Here is a 22,216-nt window from a genome sequence, read left to right on the forward strand (position 1 = left end):
GGCGTGAGGACTCATCATGGTGGGATGCGAGTTCAGCTGTCCGAGCGATCCCGTACGGCGGTGGTCGTGGGTGCCGCCGTGGTTCCCGCGATGGTGTGCGCGGCGATGGTGCCGTTCCGCGCTCGGATCGAGAACACGAACACTGCCCTGGTACTGGTCCTGGTGGTCGTCGCGGCGGCGGCGAGCGGCGTGCGCCGGGCGGGGATCGTCGCCGCCCTGTCCGGCTCGGTGTGCTGGGCGTTCTTCCTGGCCCAGCCGTACCAGCAGATCATCATCACCGACGAGGCGGACAGGGTGACGGCGGTGCTGCTCACGGTCGTCGGCGTCGCGGCCGCCGAGATCCTGTGGGCGCGCCGCCGGCAGAACCGTGCCAACCAGCAGCAGGCCTACCTCACCGACATCCTCCGGACCGCGGGCATCGTCGCCGCCGGCAGCGCCCACACCGAGGGCGTCATCGAGCACGTCGCCGACCAACTCGTCGACCTGCTCGGCGTCGATGACTGCTACTTCGACAGCGACACCGACGACCAGGCTCCGGCGGCCCTCGTCCGCGACGGCACCGTCGTACGCCGAGGCCGCGATCTCCCCGTGGACCGCTACGGCCTCCCCACCGACTGCGAGATCGAGCTGCGCGTCCATCACAACGGCATCACCCGCGGCCGCTTCCTCCTGGTCGCCTCGACCCGCCTCGCCCGGCCCTCCCTCGCCCAACGCCAAGTGGCCGTGGCCCTCGCCGACCAGGTCGGCGCTGCCCTGGCCACCCACGACAGATCCTCCTGACCTGTCGGTCCGTGCCTACCGGAATCGAGAGCTGGCCCGGGCCCGCGGTACACCGGCTGGAAGGCCTGCGGTCGCGGCCAGGGCAACCACGGGCCGCCGGGAATCTGCTCGTGCCGGGCCCGGGCCGCGCGTAGTCTCGGGATGACGTGATCCGCGCCCAGGGGGACCGACCGTGAGCCAGCCTGCTACCCAGTCCGAGTATCCCGACCACATCGACGCCGCGGTGCTGAAGATCGCCGGCGTCGTCGTCCTCGGGGCGATCATGTCGATCCTCGACATCACGGTGGTCAACGTCGCCCTGCCGACGTTCCAGGACGAGTTCGGCTCGCCCGAGAGTCCGGTCTCCTACTCCCACGTCGCCTGGACGGTCACGGCGTACACGCTGGCGCTCGCGACCGTGATCCCGCTGACCGGCTGGGCGGCCGACCGGTTCGGCACCAAGCGGCTCTACATGAGCGCGATCTTCCTCTTCACCGCCGGGTCCGCGCTGTGCGCGACCGCGTCGAGCATCGACATGCTGATCGCGTTCCGGGTCCTGCAGGGCCTGGGCGGCGGCATGCTGATGCCGCTCGGCATGACGATCATGACCCGGGCCGCGGGGCCGCGCCGGATGGGCCGGCTGATGGCGATCCTCGGCGTACCGATGCTGCTCGGCCCGATCCTGGGGCCGATCCTGGGCGGCTGGCTGATCCAGGTGGCGAGCTGGCACTGGATCTTCCTGATCAACGTGCCGCTCGGCGCGATCGCCCTCGTGTACGCCGGGTTCGCCCTGGCCAAGGACAGCCCCGAACCGTCGGAGTCCTTCGACTTCCTCGGAGTCGCCCTGATGTCCCCCGGGCTCGCGCTGTTCCTGTTCGGCGTCTCGTCGCTGCCCGCCGAGAACGGCGACTTCGGCGCACCGCGGGTGTGGGTCTCGATGCTGGTCGGTGTCCTGCTGATGGCCGCCTTCGTCTGGCACTCCTTCCGGCCGGAGCACCCGCTGCTCGACCTGCGGCTGTTTCGCAACCGCAACCTGACCATCTCGATCGTCACGATGTTCCTGTTCGCCGCCGCGTTCTTCGGTGGGCTGCTCCTGGTGCCCACCTACTTCCAGCAGATCCGCGGTGAGTCCACCCTGAACGCCGGCCTCCTGGTCGCACCGCAGGGACTCGGCGCGATGGTGACCATGCCGATCGCCGGGCGGCTGGTCGACAAGGTCCCCGTCGGCCGGATCGTCCCCGTCGGGCTCGGACTGATCGTCGTCGGCATGTTCGGCCTGACCCAGGTCACCGCCACGACGCCGTACCCCCTGCTGATCGCGATGCTGGTCGTGATGGGTTTCGGGATGGGCGGCACGATGATGCCGCTGTTCACGTCGGCGCTGCGCACGCTCAACGGCGCCCAGGTCGCCCGCGGCTCGACCCTGCTCAACATCACCCAGCAGATCGCGTCCTCCTGCGGAGTCGCGACCATGTCGGTGATCCTCACCAACCAGCTCAACGACTCGCCGGTCATCCCCGGCACGCAACGCGTCCCCGGCCAGGGCGAAGGCCTCCGCGAGACCCAGGCCGCCATCCTGTCCAACACCCGGCCCGAAAGCCTCGGCCCCCTGAACATCGACCCCGCCGCCATCGCCCGCGGCCTCACCGACGCCGCCGCATCCTTCGCCACCACCTACTGGGTCGCCTGGATCCTCGTAGCCCTCACCCTCATCCCCGCCCTGCTGCTCCCCCGCAGACGCGAAAAGACCCACCTTCTGGACGACAAGGGCGCTCCACCCGCGATCGTGGACTGAGTCTCGGGACGGCCCCACGGGCCCTTCGGCAAGCACGCGGCGGCACGCGCACGTACCGGTGGGTGGGAGCGGCGGCGACGCAGGAGACGCGCGTAGCCGCCGCGGGGGAGGTCAGTCGTACATCTTGTCCAGCAGGTCCGCGTACTGCGTCTCCACGTGCTTGCGCTTGAGTTTCAGGCTCGGGGTCATCTCACCGGTCTCCACGGTCAGGTCCCGGTCGAGGATGGTGAACTTCTTGATGGTCTCCCACCGGTTCAGTCCGGCGTTGAGTTCGTCCACGTAGCCCTGGACCATCGCCCGGGCCGCGTCGGAGCTGACGATCTCGGCGTACGACTTGCCGCCCAGCCCGTTCGACGCCGCCCAGCCCTGGATCGCGTCCGGGTCCAAGGTCACCAGCGCGCTGACGAAGTTGCGCTTGTTGCCGTGGACAACGAACTGGCCGACGTACGGGCAGATCATCTTGAACCGGCCCTCGATCACCTGCGGGGCGACGTACTTGCCGCCGGAGGTCTTGAAGAGGTCCTTCTTGCGGTCGGTGATGAAGAGGTACTCGTCCTCGAAGTGGCCGATGTCGCCGGTGTGGAACCAGCCGTCGGCGTCGATCACCTCGGCGGTCTGCTCGGGCTGGTTGTGGTAGCCGCTCATCACGCCGGGGCCCTTGATCAGGATCTCGCCGTCCTCGGCGATCTTCGCCTCGGTGCCGGGGAAGATCGGGCCGACGCTGCCGAGGCGGTACTGGCCGGGGCGGTTGAGCGACGAGCCGGCCGCGGTCTCGGACAGGCCGTAGCCCTCGAGGATCAGCAGGCCGGCAGAGTGGAACCATTCGGCGAGGTGCTTGTCGAGGGCGGCGGAACCGGAGACGAAGAACCGGATCCGGCCGCCGAAGCGGGCGCGGATCTTGGACAGGACGAGCTTGTCGGCGAGCGCGTACTGCGCGCCGAGGGCACCGCCGGGCTCCTTGCCCTGCTGACGCAGCGCGGACACCCGGGCGCCGACGCCGAAGGCCCAGTGGAACAGCTTGGCCTTGACCCCGCCCTCGTCCTCGATCATCGTGACGATCCGCGCGTGCGCCTTCTCGAAGATCCGCGGTGCCGCGGCCATGAAGGTCGGCTGGACGACGGCCGCGTTCTCGACGATCTTGTCGATCCGCCCGTCGATCGCGGTGGCGAACCCGATCTGGAACTGTACGGCGAGCAGCACCTGGCCGAAAACGTGCGACAACGGCAGCCAGAGGAACTGCAGGTCGTCCTGGCTGAGCACCCGGATCCCCTCGACCGCGGCGCCCTCGTAGGTCCAGACCGAGTGCGGCAGCCGGACACCCTTCGGCCGGCCGGTCGTGCCGGAGGTGTAGATCAGCGTGCAGAGGTGGTCGGGCTTGATCTGCGCGAGCCGGTCGTCGATCGCCGACGGGTTGTCCTTCAGGTACGCCGTGCCGAGCTCGTCCAGCGCCGACAGCGAGAGGACCCACGACTCGTCCTCCGCCGACGGCTCGCCGTCGATCAGCACGACCTTCTGCAGCGAGGGCGTCTCGGACCGGTGCGCGCGCAGCTTGTCGAGCTGGGTCGCGTCCTCGGCGAAGACGACCTGCACCTCGGCGTCGGCCACGATGTACGCGACGTCCTCCGCCATCGTGGTCGGGTAGATGGTGGTGGTCGCGGCGGCCGCGAGGACGGCGGCAAGGTAGCACTCGACCCATTCCATCCGGGTGCTGGACGCGATCGCGACGCGCTGCTCGGGCTGGACGCCGAGGGCGATCAGGCCGGCTGCCCGGCGCCTGGCCAGCTCGTCGAGCTCCCGCCAGCTGGCGGATTTCCATTGGTCCCCGGACGGGTACCGGAAGGCCTCGCGCGAAGGGGTCGCGGCGACCCGGTCGAGGAACATCGTGGCCATGTTCTCTTTGCGGTTGCTGAGCAGAGCGAGCTGGCCCTCATCGGCGACTGGCTTCATTGTCTGGCCTCCATCGGGGGTCAAGTAACCGGAGAGTAATGGCTAGCGGGCACGGCTGACTATGCCCTGCCTCGTCCGCCCCCACCTTCTCCATTACGTTTCCGCAACGCATGCGCACGACCAGTGGCCTGCGTCTCACTGTCAGTTCTACCCCTCGCCTGGCGGGCACCGTCAACCGCCGCGCCGCAGCCGCCGCAGCGCACCGCGAACCGTCTCCGCGTCGGGGTGGTTCAGCACGTCCAGAATCTCCAGTGCCTCGGTCCAGCTCACCTCGGCCGCCGCGGGTTGTCCCGCTCGCTCCTGGACCTCGGCCATCGACATCAGGCACTCCGCCGTCTCACCCAGCCGGCCGTGCGTGCGCAGGATGGCGACCGCGGTCGCATAGCTGGCGATGGCTTCCCCGAGGCGGCCGGATCCGGCGAGGGCGTACGCCTTGGTGTCGCTCACGACGGCACGCCCGTACTCCGAGTCCAGCTCCTCGTAGAGCTTGAGCGCCTGCTGGGCGTAGTCGACCGCCGCCTCGTACTCGCCGAGCTGCCCGTGGTACCAGCCGAGGTTGTTCAGCGCGTTCGCCCGGGCGTCGGCGTGGCCGGTCCGCTCGTAGATCCGGAGTGCGCGGGTGGTCTTCTCGATCGCCTGGCGATGTTCGCCCATCCGGCTGAGTACGCGCGCCTGGCTGAGTGAGCCGTGCGCGATCCCGGCGTCGTCGGCCAGCTCCTCCGCGATGCCGAGCGCGAGTTCGTGCTGCCGGATCGCGTCGTCCCACTGCCGCAGCGCCATGTGGCCGCGGGCGAGGTCCCGCCGGGTCTGGGCCTGTTTGCGCGGATCGCCGAGCCGGACCGCCGCCGCGAGGGCGAGCAGTTCGGACTCCATGTAGCCGGGTCGTCCGCGAAAGTCGAGATAGTCCGCGATCGCCCACACGAACAACCACAGCAACCCGTCCGCCCGCCCGGTGGCAGCACGCAGTACGGCGAGATTGTTCGGCTGCTCGGAGTCGAACCAGGCGAACGCCTCGTCGCGGGTCGTCGGGACCACGATGTCGACGCCGGGATCCAGCCCGGGCAGCTCGACCGGGTCCCGCCTGGGCGCGAGGATCAGCGCGGCCGCACAGCCGGTGTGCACGAGGTACCCGAGCAGCCGCTCGAACGCCTCGTCCGCCTCCTGCTCCTCACACAGCTCCCGCGCATAACTGCGCAGCAGGTCGTGCAGCGCGTAGCGATCCGGCCCGAGCTCCACCAGCTGATGGTTCGCCACCAGTACGGCGAGCAGCCCGCGAGCCGCCCGCACGGGTACGCCGGCCAACGCCGCCGCGGCCCCGAGCGTGATCTCGGCACCGGGATGCTGAGCCAGCAACCGGAACATCCGCGCGAGTTCCGGCCGGAGCTGCCGGTAGGACCAGGAGAAGATCGTCCGTACGTCGATTCCGTCGGTGGTCGCGAGCGCGTCGAGCGGCGCCAGGCTCAGCGTGTCCACGAACGACGCCAGCTGCCGCCGCGGCCGCAGCGCGATCTGGGCCCCGAGCAACGACAGTGCCAGCGGAAGCCCCGCACACCGGGCGATCAGCTCGTCGGTGCTGCGGGCGTCCGCCTGCAACCGCCGTTCGCCGACTCTTGCCGCGAGCAACTGTCTGGACTGGGCCGGGTCCAGGGTGTCCAGCTGGATCGGCTCGGCCTGCTCGGTCGCGACCAGCCCGGCGAGCTCGTTGCGGCTGGTGACCAGGGTGAGACAGTTCGTCCCGGTCGCGGCCAGCGGACGGACCTGCTCGGCGGTCCGGGCGTTGTCGAGGACGACGAGGACTGCCCGGTCCGCGAGCATGCTGCGGTACAGCGCGACCTGCTCGGCCGCGGCCATCGGCAGGCGATCGGCCGGAATCCCGAGCCCGGCGAGGAACCGCGGGAGGACCGTGAGCGGGTCGGCGGGCTCGAGCGACGGCGAGTATCCGAGCAGGTCGGCGTACAGGATGCCGTCGGGGAAGGTGTCCGCGACCTGCCGGGCCCAGTGGATTGCGAGCGAGGTCTTGCCGACGCCGGCCGGTCCGATGATCAGTCCGAGGCGGGCGCCGGGCAGCAGTCCGTCCAGCCGCTCGAGATGCTCGGTCCGGCCGGCGAACGCGGGTACGGCGGTCGGCAGCTGGCGCGGGATCACCATGCTCTCGGTGTCCGTCGCCGCGAGCAGCTCGGCGTGCACACGCCGGAGCTCGGGGCCGGGCCCGACGCCGAGACTCTCCCGCAGCCGGCGCGAGACTTCGGCGTACGTCGACAACGCGACCGCCTGCCGTCCGGACGCGTGCTGCGCGCGCATGAGCTGGGCCCAGAACCGTTCCCGGGTCGGGTGGCGCCCGACGAGCTCCCTCAGCTCCGGGATCACCCCGGCGGCGTCACCGATCGCCAGCCGGGCCTCGAACGACAACTCCTGTGCCTGCAGGTGCTCCTCGACCAGCCGCGGGATCATTTCGCGCGTCAGCGCGCCCGCGTCCAGCCCGGCGAGCGGCTCGCCTCGCCAGAGCGCCAGCGCCTCGCTCAGCAGCGGGACCCGGGCGGCGGGATCACTTGCCTCGCGGGCACTCCGGACCAGCGACCGGAAGGTCTCGAGGTCGAGCTGCGACGGGTCCGCGTGCAGCGCGTAGCCACCGTCGCCCGTGCGGATCATCGACCGGTCCGCGTCCCCGAGAGCGGCGCGGAGGCGGGAGACGTAGATCTGCAACGCGGCGCGCGGCTTGCTCGGCAACTCGTCGTCCTCCCAGAGGACGTCGACCAGGTCCGCCGTCCGGACGGTGCGGTTGAGCCGCAGCAGCAGCGCGGCCAGCAGTACAGCGGGCCGGTGCGAGGGCAGCCGGATCACCGCACCGGCGTCCGATCGCACCTCCATCGTGCCGAGCAGGCGGAACCGCAGCCTGTCCGCCCCACGTCGAGCCAGCTCGGTCACCTCCCCTGCTCCGGCCGATGGATCGCCCAGGAACATCCAGCAGGAAAGGCACACCTTATCGCCGGGTCACCCTACGCAGGAGTTCTCCCTCTGTGACATTTTGTTGACATTCAGGAAAGTCAGCGCTCGGCCAACAGCTCCGCGATCTGGACCGCGTTCAGCGCGGCGCCCTTGCGGAGGTTGTCGTTGGAGACGAACAGCACCAGGCCGCGGGTGCCCGGGACCGACTGGTCCTGACGGATGCGGCCGACGTACGACGGGTCCTGGCCGGCCGCGAGCAGCGGCGTCGGCAGGTCGGTGAGCGCGACCCCGGGAGCGCCGCGGAGCAGCTCGGTCGCCTGCTCGGGCGTGACCGGCTCGGCGAACTCGGCGTGGATGCTCAGCGAGTGGCCGGTGAAGACCGGGACCCGGACGCAGGTGCCGGCGACCGGCAGGTCCGGGATGTGCAGGATCTTGCGGCTCTCGTTCCGGAGCTTCTGCTCCTCGTCGGTCTCACCGGTGCCGTCGGCAACGATCGACCCGGCCAGCGGAAGCACGTTGAACGCGATCGGCCCGGCGTACACCTTGGGCTCCGGCAGCGTGACGCCGTCGGTGCCGCGGGCGAGCTGTCCGCCGGTGGCGACCAGTGCGCGAGCCTGGTCCTCGAGCTCGCTGACACCCGCTCCGCCCGAGCCGGACACGGCCTGGTACGTCGAGACCACGAGCCGCGTCAGGGTCGCGGTCCGGTGCAGCGGTGCCAGTATCGGCATCGCGGCCATGGTGGTGCAGTTCGGGTTGGCGACGATGCCCTTCGGCAGGTCGTCCAGGTCGCCCGGATTCACCTCGGAGACGACGAGCGGCACGTCGGGATCCATCCGCCAGGCGGACGAGTTGTCCACCACGACGGCCCCGGTGGCCGCGACCTTCGGCGCGAACTCCTTGGATGCCGTCTTCCCGTTGGAGAACAGCGCCAGGTCGAGCCCGGTGAAGTCGGCGGTCGCGGAGTCCTCGACCGTGATCTCGGCATCCCCGAACGGCAGCTTCGTCCCGGCCGACCGGGCCGACGCGAAGTACCGCACCTCGTCCACCGGGAACTGCCGCTCGACCAGCAACTCCCGCATGACACTGCCGACCTGACCTGTGGCTCCGAACACTCCGACTCGCATGCCCAGCACCATAGTTCCTGCGGGTCGTCCGGACCCGCGAGTTTCAGCATGCGGCGGCCCGGCCCCGGGCGGACGGGAGACCGGGCCGCGCGAGAAGCCCGTCAGGCGTCGGCGACGAGGACTCCCCCGTTGGCGACGTCGGTGGTTTCGATCTCGGTGAAGACGATGCGGACGGACTCGCGTTTGGCGTTCAGGATGGCGATGGCCGACTCGGTGACGGCGGCGACGAACTCGCGGCGCTGGTCGAGGGTGCGCCCGGACAGGAGTTCGACGGTGATGTTGGGCATTGTGGGTGGCTCCTTCGATCGGTGTGGGAAACGCTGTCCGAGGTGCGGATCCGGTCGGTCGCAGCTGCCGACCGCTTTACTCGCCGAGCGGGATGCCGAAACCGGGCCGGTCCGGCACGGTGAGCTCCCCGTCGCGCCAGAGATAGGCACTGGTGTCGGCACCGAGCGTCTGGCCGGGAACGCCCTCGACGGTGTTCACCCGGCCCAGACCGGCCGCCAGTTGTGCGGCGTACAGGGTCTTGATCGGCAGGCCCCAGGCGTGCGGCGAGGCGTGCGCTCCCAGCTCGGCGACCGTCGGCATCACCGATCGCCAGCCCGTCAGCCCGAAGGACACGACGTCCATCAGAAGCACGTCGATGTCGCCGTTCCCGGCGATCTTCAGCAGGCTGTCGAGGTCCGGATTGCTCTCGCCCTCGGCGATCAGCGTCGCCGATCCGGTGTCGCTCAGATGGCGACGGAGCCGGGCGAGGTCGGCCGCGTCGTCGAGGAACGGCTCCTCCACCCAGTACAACCCGACGTCGGCCACGGCCTGCAGGTAGGCGATGAAGCCGTCGCAGTCGTAGCCGTCGTTGGCATCGACCAGGATGCGGTGCCGGGGATAGGCCTCGCGCACGGCGCGGGTGACCTCGATGTCCCTGCGGTCGCCCGCGGCGCGGTCCATCCAGCGGTTGCCGCGGCCGATCTTCAGTTTGAAGGCGCGGTAGCCGGCCGCGTCGTCGGCGGCGCAGTCGGCCAGCACCGCCTGGACGCCGCGCGGGTCGTCGTCCGGGTCGAGGTCGGCGAAGTAGATGGCGCCGTCGTAGCAACTGATGGTCCGCTGTCCGTGAGCACCCAGGACCGCGTAGACGGGCAGGTCCTCGATCTGACCGACGAGATCGTGCAGGGCGAAGTCGAGTGCGGACATCGCGGGGTCCCGTACCCCGGTGTCCGGGTCGATCAGGTCGATCACCGACCGCCCGACGACCTGGTTCTCCGGCGGCAGGGCGCCGGCGAGCAGACCCCAACCGGACCTGCCGGTGTCGGTCCGGAGAATGACGATCGCCGAGTCGCTGCCACTCCCGTGACTGCCGAGCCGGGCGTTGCGGCCGATGGTTCGCGGGTACCGGCTGCTGATCGTCGACACCTCCACGGCGCTGATGTAGTGACGATCCAAGGACATCTAGTACTCCCGTTCGGTGGTCGAGGTGTGGGGCTTCGGGCAGCGCCGATCCTGGCCGGGTCAGCCCTTCAGCCCGGATCGGGCGACGCCGGCGATGACGTAGCGCTGGACCAGCGCGAACGCGATCAGCACCGGGACACTGGCCAGGGCAGCCCCGGCCATGATCGCCGGGTAGTCGGTGGCGTACGCGCCCTTCAGCGTCGCGAGGCCGGCCGGCAGCGTGAGGTTCTCGGGGTTGAAGAGGACGTAGAGCGGCCAGAGGAAGTCGTTCCAGCTGCCCAGCAGGCTCAGGATCGCCAAGGTGGCCAGCGGCGCCTTCGCCAGCGGCAGCACGATGCGGACGAAGATCTGGAAACGATTGGCGCCGTCGATCAGCCCCGCCTCCTCCAGCTCGGCCGGAATCGAGACGAAGAACTGCCGCAGGAAGAAGACACCGAAGGCACTGGCCGCACCGGGCACGATCAAGGCCCACTTGCTGTCCAGCCAGCCCAGGCTCTCGACGATCAGGTAGTTGGGCATCAGGAACACGAAGCCGGGCACGAACAGGGTTGCCACGATCAGCGCGAAGATCACGTACTTGCCTCTGAACCGCATCCTGGCCAGCGGATAGGCCGCGGCCGCCGCGGTGACCAGGACCAGGACGGTGTGCGCCACGGCGACGACGACGCTGTTCACCAGCCAGCGCAGGACCGGCGCCTGGGCATCGGCGAACAACGAGGTGTATCCCTCAACCGAGAAATCAGCCGGGATCCACCGCGGCGGCAGGGCGGTCGCGCCCTCGGCGGTCTTGAAGGACGTCGAGAGCATCCACAGCAGCGGGGCGATGAAGATCACCGACAAGATCAGCAACAGGGCGTAGAGCAACAGATTCGCGGCCACCCCCTGGCCTGGCCGCCGGCTGGCGGTAGCGATCGCGACCACGTCAATCTCCTTCTTTGGTACGGAAGAACACGAAGTTGGCCGCGCTGATCACGATCAGCAGCAGGGCGAGGAGGTAGCTCATCGCCGCGGCGCTCCCGATCCTGAACTGCTCGAGCCCGACCTGGGCGATGAACATGATCGCGGTCCTGGTCTCGTTGGACGGGTTGCCGGCGGTCAGCAGGTACGACTGGCCGAACATGTTCGCCGAGGCGAGGATCGTCATCGTGACGACGAAGAGCAGTACCGGCCGAAGTCCCGGCAGGGTGACGTGGACGAACTCGCGCCAGCGGCTCGCGCCGTCGACTTTCGCCGCGTCGTACAGAGCGGTGTCGATGCCTTGCAGACCGGCCAGGTAGACGACCGAGTTGAACCCCATCGTCCACCACACGGTCACGCCGACCAGCGAGATCCAGACCCACGGCAGTGCGGTCAGCCAGGGAATCGCCTGGTCGAGCCCCAGCTTCGACAGGTAGTAGTTGACCAGTCCGACGTTGGAGCTCAGCAGGAACTGCCAGAGCAACCCGATCACGCTGACGCCCAGCACGTAGGGAGCGAAGTAGATCGCCCGGAATGCTGTCCGGCCGCGGAAGTTCCGGTTCAGCAGCAGGGCCAGCCCCAGCGGCAGGATCACCAGCAGCGGCACCGAGAAGAGCACGAACTTGCCGGTGGCAAGCATGCTCTCCCAGAACTGCTCGGCCAGCAGGTTGTCAGGGTCGAACAGGTTGAGGTAGTTGGCCGCTCCGACCCAGGGCCGGGTGGGCAGGAAGAAGTCCCAGTTGTGCAGGCTGATCCACAGTCCGTAGACCGCCGGCGCGAGGACGAAGACACCGAAGACGAGCAGGAACGGCGCCAGGAAGAGATACGGCGTCAGCCGTCCCGGCCGTACGCCGGTCCGTCGGGCCACGCTTGCCGCCCCGGGCGCACGGCGCGAGCGCCGGTCGACCAATGTGTCCGTGGCCATCACCGGCTCCCTTCGTACTTCTGCCGATTCTCCTGCAGCAGTTCGCCTGCCTGCGCAACGGCAGCCTCCATCGCCCGCTCAGGAGTACTGTTCTGCAACAACACGTCGGAGACCGCGGGGTACAGGATCGTGAGCTGGACGTCGGCGATGCCGGGGATCAGCGGGTAGAACCTGATGAAGTCGACACCGCGCGCGACCCGGGTCTGTGGCGCCAACTGCTGGAAGGCCTCCGACTGCCGCACCGAACGGCGAGCCGGGATCGGCCCGGCCTCGGCCCAGCCGACCGCGTTGCGGGTCAGCCAGCTGATGAAGGCCACCGACGCGGCCACGCGGTCCGGGTCGAAGCGTTTCTGCCGGGCGATCACGAACTGGTGTGATCCGGCGAAAGCCGCCCGGTGCGGACCGATCCGGGGCAGTGGCGCGACGCCCCAGTCGAGGCTCTTCACCTTGGACAGGTCGTTGATCAGGGCCCCCGGTCCGCCCCACAAGAAGGCGTTCTTGTCGTTCTTGAAGGCGACGTTCGCGTCGCTGCCGCTGGCGTCGCGCGGGCTGAACCCCTGGTCCAGCAGCGAAACCTGCCACTCGAGCGCGGCCTTCGCCTCGGCCGAGGTGAAGTTGGCCGTCGTGCCCTCGGCGTCGTAGTGCGTCCCACCGTGCTGCCAGAGCAAGGAATCGAACGGCCGGCCGACTCCCTGCGGGTCGACGGAGGCAAGCCAGTGTCCCGCGATGTTCTTGCTGCGCAGCGCTTCGAGGGCCGCCTGGTAGGACGCGGCATCCTGCGGTGGGCGGTCGGGATCGAGACCGGCCTTCGCCAGCACCCTGCGGTTGTAGAAGAGGCTGTCGGGCCAGATGTCCAGCGGGATCGAGTAGCGGCGGCCCTGGTACAGACCGGACTCCCACACCGTCGCGGGATACTCCTGCTGACTCAGGCCGACGGCGTCGGCCACACTGTCGACCGGCACGATCACGCCGCGGGCGGCGTTGGTGGCGACCTGGAAGTTGTGCATCAACCCGAAGTCCGGTGCCAGTCCGCTGGCCACCGACGCCGGGAACTTCTGGTAGAAGTTCGACCACGGGATCGCGTACATCTGGATCGTCACGTTCGGGTTCAGGGCCTGGAAGCGGGTCAGCAGCTTGCGCATGTACGGCCCGTCGCCGCCGGTCAGGCCGTTCCAGAACCGCAGCGTCACCGGCGGCCCCTGGTAGGTCCCGGTCGCCGGCGGCAGCTCCGGCGCCCCCAATGCGGCGACAGAGCGGCCACACCCGGCAGCCAGCCCACCGAGGCCGGCGCCGAGACTCGCCGCGCCGAGACCGCGCAACAGTGATCGTCGCGACAGCACCTTGCCTGTTGATGACGACACGTCAGCGCCTCCGGTTCACCTGGCTGTGGGGAATCTGCTGTTCGCGATGCCGGATTCAGTCGTCGGGATCGCGATTCTCGATGGCCAGGACGCTAGAGCAGGCCAAATCGGCCGGTCAAGACCTCGGAGCCTTCGAGTTCTATCGCACGACACATTGTTCCGCTAGACAGAACTTCATCAGCTATCTGTTTTGCCTTTACTTACGACGATTTGGCGCAGAACACTCGACGGATTGACAGGTTGTTCCGTCCAGTAGAACCTAGATCTGTGACCACGACGCAGCCGCCACTCCACGTCCGCCATGCCACCCACCCCGCGCAGGTGCCTGGTTTCAGCACCGCCGATCTGCGCGAGCAGTACCTCGTCGACGCCCTGTTCACTGCCGACACAATCACCGCGGTGCTCACCCACCACGACCGGATCGTTCTCGCCGGCGCGCGTCCCGCCAGCGGTCCACTCACCCTCCCCACGTGGCCCGAGCTGCGCAGCGAGTACTTTCTCGAACGCCGCGAGGCCGGCATCGTCAACGTCGGCGAACCGGGCACCGTGACCGCCGACGGCACGAAGTACGAACTGCCCACCGGAGCCTGCCTGTACGCCGGGCGCGGCGTCCGCGACGTGGTCTTCGACGGCCCGGACTCGGCGTTCTACGTGTTCTCCGCGGCAGCGCACACGCAGTTTCCCACCACGCTGGTCAACCCAGGTGAGGGCAACCGGCTCGAGCTCGGCGACCAGCGGACCGCGAACCGCCGCACGATCGACCAGTACATCCACGCGGACGGCGTCCGCAGCTGCCAGATCGTGCTCGGCGTGACCACGTTGCACGCGGGCAGCACCTGGAACACGATGCCCGCCCACACCCACGACCGGCGTACCGAGTGTTACCTGTACTTCGGCCTGCCGGAGTCGGAGCGGATCGTGCACCTCCTCGGCGAACCCGAGGAGACCCGGCACCTGCTGGTCGCGGACCGCCAGGCCGTGATCTCGCCGAGCTGGTCGATTCACTCCGGAGCAGGCACCTCGTCGTACAGCTTCGTCTGGGCGATGGCCGGCGAGAACCAGGCGTTCGCGGACATGGACGGCGTCGACGTACGGGACCTGCGGTGACGGCTGACCCGTTCAGCCTCCGGGGCCGTACGGCGCTCGTCACCGGTGCCCGGCGAGGGATCGGCGCGGCCATCGCCGCCGGGTACGCCGCGGCCGGCGCCGAGCTGATCCTGATGGCCCGGGACGCCGCCCTCGAGGACACCCTCGAGGCGATCAAGGAGAACGGCGGCGAGGCGACCGTGGTGATCGCCGACTTCGCCGACCCGGCCGCGGTCGAAGCGACGGCCGTCGAGCTCGCCCGGACCCGGCGGATCGACATCCTGGTGAACAACGCGGGCACCATCCGGCGCGCTCCGGCCGCCGAGACCACCACGGCGGACTGGCAGCACGTGGTCGACGTGAACCTGAACTCCACCTGGGCGGTCACCCGCCCGGTCGGCGCGGCGATGGTCGAGCGCGGCGCCGGCGCGGTGATCACGATCGCGTCCCTGCTCAGCTTCCAGGGCGGGATCACCGTTCCGGCTTACACTGCGAGCAAGCACGCGGTCGCGGGACTGACCCGGGCGCTGGCCAACGAGTGGGGTCCGGCCGGGGTCCGGGTGAACGCGATCGCGCCCGGATACATCAGCACGGACAACACCACCGACCTGCGCGCGGACCCGAGCCGCGAGGCGGCCATCCGGGAACGCATCCCGGCCGGCCGCTGGGGCGAGCCGGCGGACGTGGTCGGCGCCGCGGTCTTCCTGGCCTCGGACGCGGCCGGCTACGTCAACGGTCACGTCCTCGCGGTCGACGGCGGCTGGCTGGCCAGATAGGAGTGACAGGATGTCCGACATGAACTCGCCCTCGGCCATCGACAAGACGCTGATGGTGCTGGACGCCGTCCTGGAGCACTCGCGGTTCACCGACGTCGTGAACGCGACCGGTCTGGCCAAGTCGACCGTGCACCGGATCATGGCGTCGCTGGTCGAGCACGAGTTCGTCGCGCAGGCCGAGGACGGTACCTACCACCCCGGACCGAAGGCGCTGCGGCTCGCCGGGCATGCCCTCACCAACGTCGACCTGGCCACGGTCGCCCGCCCGGTGCTCGCCGATCTGGTCGCGCAGACCCGGTGCACCGTCCATGTCGGGCTGCTGAACGGGGACGAGGCGATCTACGTCGCCCGTCTCGACGGCCCGAAGCCGTACCGGATGCCTTCCCGTGTGGGCAAGGCCTTCTGGCTGCACTGCACCGGCATCGGCAAGGCACTCCTGGCGGAGAAGGACGACGAGGCCCTCGACGCGCACATCACCCGGACCGGCCTTCCCGCCCGTACGCCGCTGACGCACACGACCGCGGCCGCGCTGAAGGCCGACCTCGCCCAGGTGCGGTCCCGCGGCTACGCCCTCGACGACGAGGAGAACGAACCGGGCATCCGGTGCGTGGCCGCCGTCATCCACGACCACACCGGTGCCGCGATCGCCGCGGTCAGCATCTCGACGCTGTCGCTGGAGCAGTCGATCGCCCAGGTTGCGCTGATGGCGCCCGCGGCGATCGAGGCCGCCCGCAAGATCTCGGCCGCGCTCGGCTACCGCGAGCCGACCTGAACCACCTGCTGTGCGAGGGCGCGCCGGAACCAGTCGATCGTCCGGCGGAGACCGTCCTCGACCGGAGTCTTCGGCTCCCACGCGAGCACGTCCCGCGCCCGGCTGATGTCCGGCCGGCGTACCTGGGGATCGTCCTGCGGGAGGGGACCGAAGGCGATCTCGGACGGTGAACCGGCCAGGTCCTTGATCCACCGGGCCAGGTCGACGATCGCCAGCTCGTGCGGATTGCCGAGGTTGACCGGACCCGGATGGTCGGCGTGCGCCATCCGCACGATGCCCTCGACGGTGTCGTCCACGTAGCACAGGGACCGGGTCTGGCTGCCGTCGCCCGCGACCACGATCGGCTGTTCCTCCAGGGCCTGCCGGATGAACGTCGGCACCGCCCGCCCGTCGTCCGGGCGCAGTCGCGGGCCGAACGTGTTGAAGATCCGGACGATCCCGGTGTCGACGCCGTGGTACGACCGGTACGCCGTCGTGATCGCCTCGCCGAACCGCTTCGCCTCGTCGTAGACCGCGCGGGGACCGACCGGGTTCACGTTGCCCCGGTAGTCCTCCGGCTGCGGGTGCACGAGCGGGTCGCCGTACACCTCGGACGTGGAGGCCAGGACGAACCTGGCGCCCTTCTCCCGGGCGAGACCGAGCGCGTGCTGGGTGCCGATCGAGCCGACCTCGAGCGTCTCGATCGGCCGCTGCAGGTAGTCGATCGGCGAGGCCGGCGAGGCGAAGTGCAGGACCACGTCGACCGGGCCGGAGACGTGGACGAAATCGGTCACGTCACAACGGATCAGGCGGAACCCGGGATCACCGGTCAGGTGGGCGACGTTCTCCGGCCGCCCGGTCAGGAAGTTGTCCAGGCACAGTACTTCGTAGTCCTCGTCCAGGAGCCGTTCGCACAGATGACTCCCGATGAATCCAGCTCCCCCGGTCACGACAGCGCGACGCATGTGGTCCCCCTTGCTCAATGCCCCCCAAGCAATGAGTCCCCGATTATGCACCGGCTGTGTGAATCTGGCCAGACCGCTTCCGACGAGCGGCAGCCCACCGGACGACCGGAACGAACAGCACCCCGATCAGCGCGAACCACACGCCGAGGATGATCCAGCCCGGCACGCCGAGGCCGAGTGGGAGCAGGGCGAGCACGGTGGGCGCGACCATCGTGCTGATGGACATGCTGGTGTTCCAGACGCCCTGGTACTGACCCTGCGCGGGCTCGGCGGCGAGGTCGAAACCGAGCAGGAACGAACCGGACGACTGCAGCAACTCCCCCAGCACCTGCACCAGCGCCCCGACCGCCAGCAGCGCGACCGCGATCGCGGCGTTGCCCCAGGACGCGCCGGCGAACAGCACCATCGATGCCAGCAGCAACAGTCCGGCGGTCCTGGTCGCCCGGGCCGCGGTCGCCGGATCGGCGATGCCGCGGGACGACAGCACCTGGAAGAGCGCGACGACCGCGGTGTTGATGATCAGCAGCGCGACCGTCCACCGGGGTGCGTCGGTGTGGTCGACCACCCAGAGCGGGATCGCCACCTCCAGTACGGCGTACTGGATCGTCAGCACGACCGAGACGACGAGGAACTGCCAGAAGTTCTGCACGAGAAGGTAGAGCAGCGACAGACCGCAGAGCATCAGACTCAGAACGACGACCAGCGTGCGCGGACCGCGGCGATCGGCCAGGTGTCCCATCGGAACGGCCGACAACAGCCCGGACAGACCGGCGATGGTCAGTCCCAGGCCGACCTGGGCGATCGACAATCCGATGATCCGGTCGAAGTAGAGCACGCTGACCGTCATCAGCAGTCCACTGCCGACCCGGCTCAGCAGCGTCGCCAGCGCCAACGGCCGCAACGGCCCGGCTGCCGGCAGCACCCCGCGCACCATCACCGTCCCACACCCCTTCAACGATCGGACGGGTGGACCCACGAGACCGTGGGTTGTCCACCCGGAGTACGGCAGGACAACCCACCATCTGGTGGGTCAACCAGCGAGAAGGTTCACCCGCGGGCGACGACGCGCTGCGCGGTCTCGCGGAGCTCGACCATGAGGTCGATACCGGAGTCCAGCATTCGTTGCATCTTCGCCGGGTCCTGCGCACCGAACATGTGCCCGATGGTCACCTCGTGGCCCGGGCGGCTCAGCACCTCGACCCGGTCACAGGCGCCGATCGTGCCGGTCCGCAGTACTTTCAGGTAGGCGCCCGGCCGACCCGCCTGATGGAACCGCTTCACCCAGCGCGGCTCCTGCATCCGGTGCGCGAACGTGATGCACGGGATCCGCGGGGCGCGCACCATCACCTCGACCTCGTCGCCGATCCGCCAGACCTCACCGAGCAACGCTCCGGTGATGTCGACTCCCTCGGTGCGCAGGTTCTCGCCGAACAACCCGGTGGGAATCTCCCGGCCCAGCTGGGCCGCCCACCAGTCCGCGTCCTCCTGGGCGTAGGCGTAGACCGCGAGGTCTGGACCGCCGTGGTTCTTGGTGTCGCACACCCGGTCACCGGCCAACCCCAGCTCGCCGACACGTACGCGGCCTACCTGCGGACGCTTGTCGATCGCGGTCAGCCCGGTCTCCTTGGGACCCGGGATCAGCTTCTCCACCACATTGACCGTCAGCAGCCGCATACCCCCATCATCGGCGCCGACCGCCTGCGGTTCCACCGAGTTTCAGTCCTGGATGGCTTTCACGATGGCGATGTTGCGGGTGAGCCAGTCCTGGGGAAGGGATTCGTCGGTGCCGGACTCCTCCAGGGTCCACAAGACGTTGAGCAGCTGCCGGACGATCACCCAGTCGCGCGCCCGGTCCTCGTCCAGCCCGGCGGCGTCGATCGCGGCGTAGAAGCGCTGCCGGACCGCGAACCGAAGGTCGCCGGAGGCAACGACCTCGTCCCAGCGGTTCCAGATCAGCGGTGCGACCTCGTAGTGCGGGTCGCCGGACAACGGCTTCGGGTCGATCACCAGCCACGGCTCGCGCACACCGGCCAGCACGTTGAAGTAGTGCAGATCGGTGTGGATCAGCTTGCCGTCACAGGCCGGGTCCGTGCTGAAGTCCTCGGCCAGCGAGATCGCCTGCTCGACGTACCGGTGCGGGACCGGCGCCGAGGCGGGCAACTGCCGCAACCGCTCGATCCACCGCTTCAGCTCACCCGAGAGCGTCCGGTACTGCGGCCCTGCCGGGACATGCAGTCGCTGGTAGGACGCGCCGACGAGCTCACACGCGTCGAGAGCGTCGATCGTGGTCAGGTCCCGCGATTGCAACCGCTCCAGCAGCAAGGCGAACCGACGCGGATCCGCCCGCAGCAACTGGACCGCGCCGTTCCCGCCCCAGTCTCGAAGCGCGAGGTGCTCGGTCTCCGCCTCCCAGTGCGGGAACTGCACCTTCAGCACGGCGGCCTGCCCGTCCGCCGTGGTCACCGGGACGACGATCGCGCAGTTCCCGTACGACGTCGTCCCGTCGACTCGCAGCTCCCACTCGTCGAGCAGGTCGCGGGTCAGCCGGGGCAGCCGGTCGATCCAGTCCGCCCAGTCCTGACCCCGCGACGCGACCACCAGGAAGTCGGCGGGGATCTCCACTACTTCTTGGCCTTCTCCGGGGCGTCGGACGTCCGCAGCGCGGCGATGAAGGCCTCCTGCGGGACCTCGACCCGGCCGACCATCTTCATCCGCTTCTTGCCTTCCTTCTGCTTTTCCAGCAGCTTGCGCTTCCGGGTGATGTCACCGCCGTAGCACTTGGCCAGTACGTCCTTGCGGATCGCCCGGATCGACTCGCGGGCGATGATCCGGGATCCGATCGCCGCCTGGATCGGCACCTCGAACTGCTGCCTGGGAATCAGTTCCTTCAGCTTGCCGGCCAGCGCGACGCCGTACGAGTACGCGTTGTCGCGGTGCACGATCGCCGAGAACGCGTCCACGGTCTCGCCCTGCAGCAGGATGTCCACCTTGACCAGCTGCGCGGCCTGCTCACCGGTCGGTTCGTAGTCGAGCGAGGCGTAGCCCTTGGTCTTGGACTTCAGCTGGTCGAAGAAGTCGAAGACGATCTCGGCGAGCGGCAGGGTGTACCGGAGCTCGACCCGGTCCTCGGACAGGTACTCCATCCCCTGCAGATTGCCGCGCTTGGCCTGGCACAGCTCCATGATCACGCCGATGAAGTCCTTCGGGCTCAGGATCGTCGCCTTCACCACCGGCTCGTAGATGTCGGCGATCTTGCCCTCGGGGAACTCGCTCGGGTTGGTGACGACGTGCTCCTTGCCGTCTTCCATCTCGACCCGGTAGACCACGTTCGGGGCGGTCGAGATCAGGTCCAGGTCGAACTCGCGCTCGAGCCGCTCCCGGACGATCTCCATGTGCAGCAGGCCCAGGAACCCGCAGCGGAACCCGAACCCGAGCGCGCCCGAAGTCTCCGGCTCGTACTGCAGCGCGGCGTCGTTCAGCTGCAGTCTCTCCAAGGCGTCACGCAGCGTCGGGTAGTCGTCACCATCGATGGGGAACAGGCCGGAGTACACCATCGGCTGGGGATGCTTGTAGCCGCCGAGCGGCTCCGTCGCGCCGCGGACAGCCGCGGTCACGGTGTCACCGACCCGGGACTGGCGGACGTCCTTCACCCCGGTGATCAGGTAGCCGACCTCGCCGACACCGATGCTGGGCGACTTCATCGGCTCCGGGGAGATCACGCCGACCTCGAGCATCTCGTGCACCGCGCCGGTCGACATCATCTTGATCCGGTCCCGATGGGTCAGCTCGCCGTCGACCACCCGGACGTAGGTGACCACGCCGCGGTAGGTGTCGTAGACCGAGTCGAAGATCAGCGCCCGCGGCGGAGCGTCCTTCACGCCCTTCGGCGGCTCGACCTGGGCGACGATCTCGCTCAGCAGGTCCTCGACGCCCTCGCCGGTCTTCGCCGACACCCTCAGCACGTCGGACGGGTCGCAGCCGATGATGTGGGCGAGTTCGGCGGCGTACTTCTCCGGCTGGGCGCTGGGCAGGTCGATCTTGTTCAGCACCGGGATGATGTGCAGGTCGGCGTTCAGCGCGAGGTACAGGTTCGCCAGCGTCTGCGCCTCGATCCCCTGGGCCGCGTCGACCAGCAGCACCGCGCCCTCGCACGCCTCGAGCGACCGCGACACCTCGTAGGTGAAGTCGACGTGACCCGGCGTGTCGATCATGTTCAGGATGTACGTCGTCCCGTCCGCGGCGAGCAGGCCGCCCGGGGTGTCGGGCTTCGGCGCGAACGGCAGCCGGACCGCCTGCGACTTGATCGTGATGCCGCGTTCCCGCTCGATGTCCATCCGGTCCAGGTACTGCGCCCGCATCGAACGGTCGTCGACCACCCCGGTGATCTGCAGCATCCGGTCGGCCAGCGTCGACTTGCCGTGGTCGATGTGGGCGATGATGCAGAAGTTCCGGATCAGCGACGGGTCGGTGCGACCCGGCTGCGGCACGGTCGTGGGGCCTACGGGCACGGAGGGGATCCAGTTCGTCTCGGGTGGCACTCGATAACCGGTCAATCATCCCATGCGACCCCAACGGATCAGAAAATCACCGGCGGTCACGGCTCGGAGCGCCTACCGTGGGGTCGCATGGCACACGCTGCTGGGGTCCGGTTGCCCTTCGAGAAGCTGCCCGCGCCGGCGCGGGCCTGGGTGGACCGCGCGCTCGGATCGGCGGTGATCTCGGCCGCGACCCAGCAGGGCGGCTTCTCCCCCGGCGTCGCCGCCCGCCTGGTCACCGCCTCCGGCCGCCGCGCCTTCGTCAAGGCCGTCGGTCCGTCGCTCAACCCGAAGACCCCGGAGCTGTTCCGCCAGGAGATCACCGCCGTCCTGGCCATCGGCCCGCTGCCGACCGCACCGGCGCTGTACGACGTGTACGACGACGGCGACTGGGTCGGGCTGCTGTTCGAGGACATCGAGGGCAGACTGCCGGCCCACCCGTGGGAGCAGTACGACGCCGATCGTGTCCTGGACGCGGTGGCCGAGCTGACCGACGCCCTCGACCCGTCACCATGGCCGGACGCACCGGTCGCCGCCGTACGGAGCGCCGAGTTCCTGAGCCGGTGGGACAACGTGATCGCTGACGGTCTCGACGTACCCGCCTGGGCGGCTGGACGGGAGGCGGAGCTGGCTGAGCTGGCCCGGACCGGGCTGCGGGAGCTGGCGCAGGGCAAGGCACTCGCGCACTGGGACCTGCGGTCCGACAACATCATCCTGACCAACGACCGCGTGGTCTTCATCGACTGGGCGCACCCGGCGCTCGCGCCCCGCTGGGCCGACACCGTCATCCTGCACGCGGACATGCGCGAGGCGGTCACGCTGCCGAAGCTGCCGGACGACGTG

Annotated in this window: 18 protein-coding genes and 1 pseudogene; 6 read left to right on the top strand and 13 right to left on the bottom strand. The window is 69.3% G+C overall.

Annotated features, from left to right (window positions below):
* Window positions 1-24: 24 nt before the first annotated feature.
* Window positions 25-780 carry a DUF4118 domain-containing protein gene (locus E1218_RS07745; RefSeq protein ID WP_132317748.1) on the top strand — a complete coding sequence of 252 codons (756 nt, stop codon included), beginning with the start codon at window positions 25-27 and terminating at the stop codon, window positions 778-780.
* A gap of 172 nt (window positions 781-952) precedes the next feature.
* Complete coding sequence (locus E1218_RS07750; protein ID WP_132317750.1) at window positions 953-2,554, top strand: DHA2 family efflux MFS transporter permease subunit; 1,602 nt, start codon at window positions 953-955, stop codon at window positions 2,552-2,554.
* 111 nt (window positions 2,555-2,665) lie between these two features.
* Here E1218_RS07750 and E1218_RS07755 read toward each other — a convergent pair whose 3' ends face one another.
* From E1218_RS07755 to E1218_RS07790, 8 genes are all read right to left on the bottom strand, one after another.
* The gene (locus E1218_RS07755) at window positions 2,666-4,501 is read right to left on the bottom strand and encodes an AMP-dependent synthetase/ligase (RefSeq protein ID WP_132317752.1); all 1,836 of its coding nucleotides are present in this window, start codon (window positions 4,499-4,501) and stop codon (window positions 2,666-2,668) included.
* 171 nt (window positions 4,502-4,672) lie between these two features.
* Window positions 4,673-7,426, bottom strand: coding sequence for an AfsR/SARP family transcriptional regulator (locus E1218_RS07760; protein ID WP_165949168.1), 2,754 nt, complete (start codon window positions 7,424-7,426; stop codon window positions 4,673-4,675).
* A gap of 119 nt (window positions 7,427-7,545) precedes the next feature.
* The gene (locus E1218_RS07765; RefSeq protein ID WP_132317756.1) at window positions 7,546-8,571 is read right to left on the bottom strand and encodes an aspartate-semialdehyde dehydrogenase; all 1,026 of its coding nucleotides are present in this window, start codon (window positions 8,569-8,571) and stop codon (window positions 7,546-7,548) included.
* A gap of 101 nt (window positions 8,572-8,672) precedes the next feature.
* On the bottom strand, window positions 8,673-8,858 hold the full coding sequence (locus E1218_RS07770) for a tautomerase family protein (RefSeq protein WP_132317758.1): 186 nt from the start codon (window positions 8,856-8,858) through the stop codon (window positions 8,673-8,675).
* Between the two features lie 76 nt (window positions 8,859-8,934).
* Window positions 8,935-10,017, bottom strand: a complete 1,083-nt coding sequence (locus E1218_RS07775; RefSeq protein WP_132317760.1) for a mandelate racemase/muconate lactonizing enzyme family protein — start codon at window positions 10,015-10,017, stop codon at window positions 8,935-8,937.
* Between the two features lie 60 nt (window positions 10,018-10,077).
* The gene (locus tag E1218_RS07780) at window positions 10,078-10,938 is read right to left on the bottom strand and encodes a carbohydrate ABC transporter permease (protein ID WP_202865828.1); all 861 of its coding nucleotides are present in this window, start codon (window positions 10,936-10,938) and stop codon (window positions 10,078-10,080) included.
* Between the two features lies 1 nt (window position 10,939).
* Window positions 10,940-11,899 carry a carbohydrate ABC transporter permease gene (locus E1218_RS07785; RefSeq protein WP_132317762.1) on the bottom strand — a complete coding sequence of 320 codons (960 nt, stop codon included), beginning with the start codon at window positions 11,897-11,899 and terminating at the stop codon, window positions 10,940-10,942.
* On the bottom strand, window positions 11,899-13,260 hold the full coding sequence (locus E1218_RS07790; protein WP_132317764.1) for an ABC transporter substrate-binding protein: 1,362 nt from the start codon (window positions 13,258-13,260) through the stop codon (window positions 11,899-11,901). The genes E1218_RS07785 and E1218_RS07790 overlap by 1 nt, the downstream gene beginning before the upstream one ends.
* A gap of 267 nt (window positions 13,261-13,527) precedes the next feature.
* Between E1218_RS07790 and kduI the strand changes: the two genes are divergently transcribed.
* Genes kduI through E1218_RS07805 form a run of 3 tightly spaced genes read left to right on the top strand, consistent with a single transcriptional unit; the run spans window position 13,528 to window position 15,894 of the window.
* Window positions 13,528-14,367, top strand: coding sequence for a 5-dehydro-4-deoxy-D-glucuronate isomerase (gene kduI, locus E1218_RS07795; RefSeq protein ID WP_132317766.1), 840 nt, complete (start codon window positions 13,528-13,530; stop codon window positions 14,365-14,367).
* A complete protein-coding gene (locus tag E1218_RS07800) occupies window positions 14,364-15,122 on the top strand; it encodes an SDR family oxidoreductase (protein ID WP_132317768.1) in 759 nt (252 codons plus the stop codon). The genes kduI and E1218_RS07800 overlap by 4 nt, the downstream gene beginning before the upstream one ends.
* A gap of 10 nt (window positions 15,123-15,132) precedes the next feature.
* On the top strand, window positions 15,133-15,894 hold the full coding sequence (locus tag E1218_RS07805) for an IclR family transcriptional regulator (protein WP_233712083.1): 762 nt from the start codon (window positions 15,133-15,135) through the stop codon (window positions 15,892-15,894).
* On the opposite strand, the gene E1218_RS07810 is transcribed toward E1218_RS07805, so the two are convergent.
* The 5 genes from E1218_RS07810 to lepA all read right to left on the bottom strand — a co-directional run bounded on the left by E1218_RS07810 (window position 15,876) and on the right by lepA (window position 21,346).
* The gene (locus tag E1218_RS07810; RefSeq protein WP_132317772.1) at window positions 15,876-16,838 is read right to left on the bottom strand and encodes a UDP-glucuronic acid decarboxylase family protein; all 963 of its coding nucleotides are present in this window, start codon (window positions 16,836-16,838) and stop codon (window positions 15,876-15,878) included. The two genes, E1218_RS07805 and E1218_RS07810, sit on opposite strands and share 19 nt — an antisense overlap.
* A 43-nt stretch (window positions 16,839-16,881) precedes the next feature.
* The gene (locus tag E1218_RS07815) at window positions 16,882-17,772 is read right to left on the bottom strand and encodes an MFS transporter (protein WP_132317774.1); all 891 of its coding nucleotides are present in this window, start codon (window positions 17,770-17,772) and stop codon (window positions 16,882-16,884) included.
* Window positions 17,773-17,885: 113 nt separating this feature from the next.
* Complete coding sequence (locus E1218_RS07820; RefSeq protein ID WP_132317776.1) at window positions 17,886-18,512, bottom strand: MOSC domain-containing protein; 627 nt, start codon at window positions 18,510-18,512, stop codon at window positions 17,886-17,888.
* A 42-nt stretch (window positions 18,513-18,554) separates the two neighbouring features.
* Window positions 18,555-19,460 (bottom strand): aminoglycoside phosphotransferase family protein, encoded by a 906-nt coding sequence (locus E1218_RS07825; RefSeq protein ID WP_132317778.1) that lies wholly within the window; start codon window positions 19,458-19,460, stop codon window positions 18,555-18,557.
* Entirely contained in the window at window positions 19,460-21,346 is a 1,887-nt protein-coding gene (lepA, locus tag E1218_RS07830; protein WP_202865829.1) for a translation elongation factor 4, read from the bottom strand. The genes E1218_RS07825 and lepA overlap by 1 nt, the downstream gene beginning before the upstream one ends.
* A 117-nt stretch (window positions 21,347-21,463) precedes the next feature.
* Between lepA and E1218_RS07835 the strand changes: the two are divergent.
* A pseudogene (locus E1218_RS07835) lies at window positions 21,464-22,216 on the top strand (aminoglycoside phosphotransferase family protein); the annotation flags it as partial.

The organism is Kribbella turkmenica, from assembly GCF_004348725.1.
GTDB lineage: Bacteria > Actinomycetota > Actinomycetes > Propionibacteriales > Kribbellaceae > Kribbella > Kribbella turkmenica.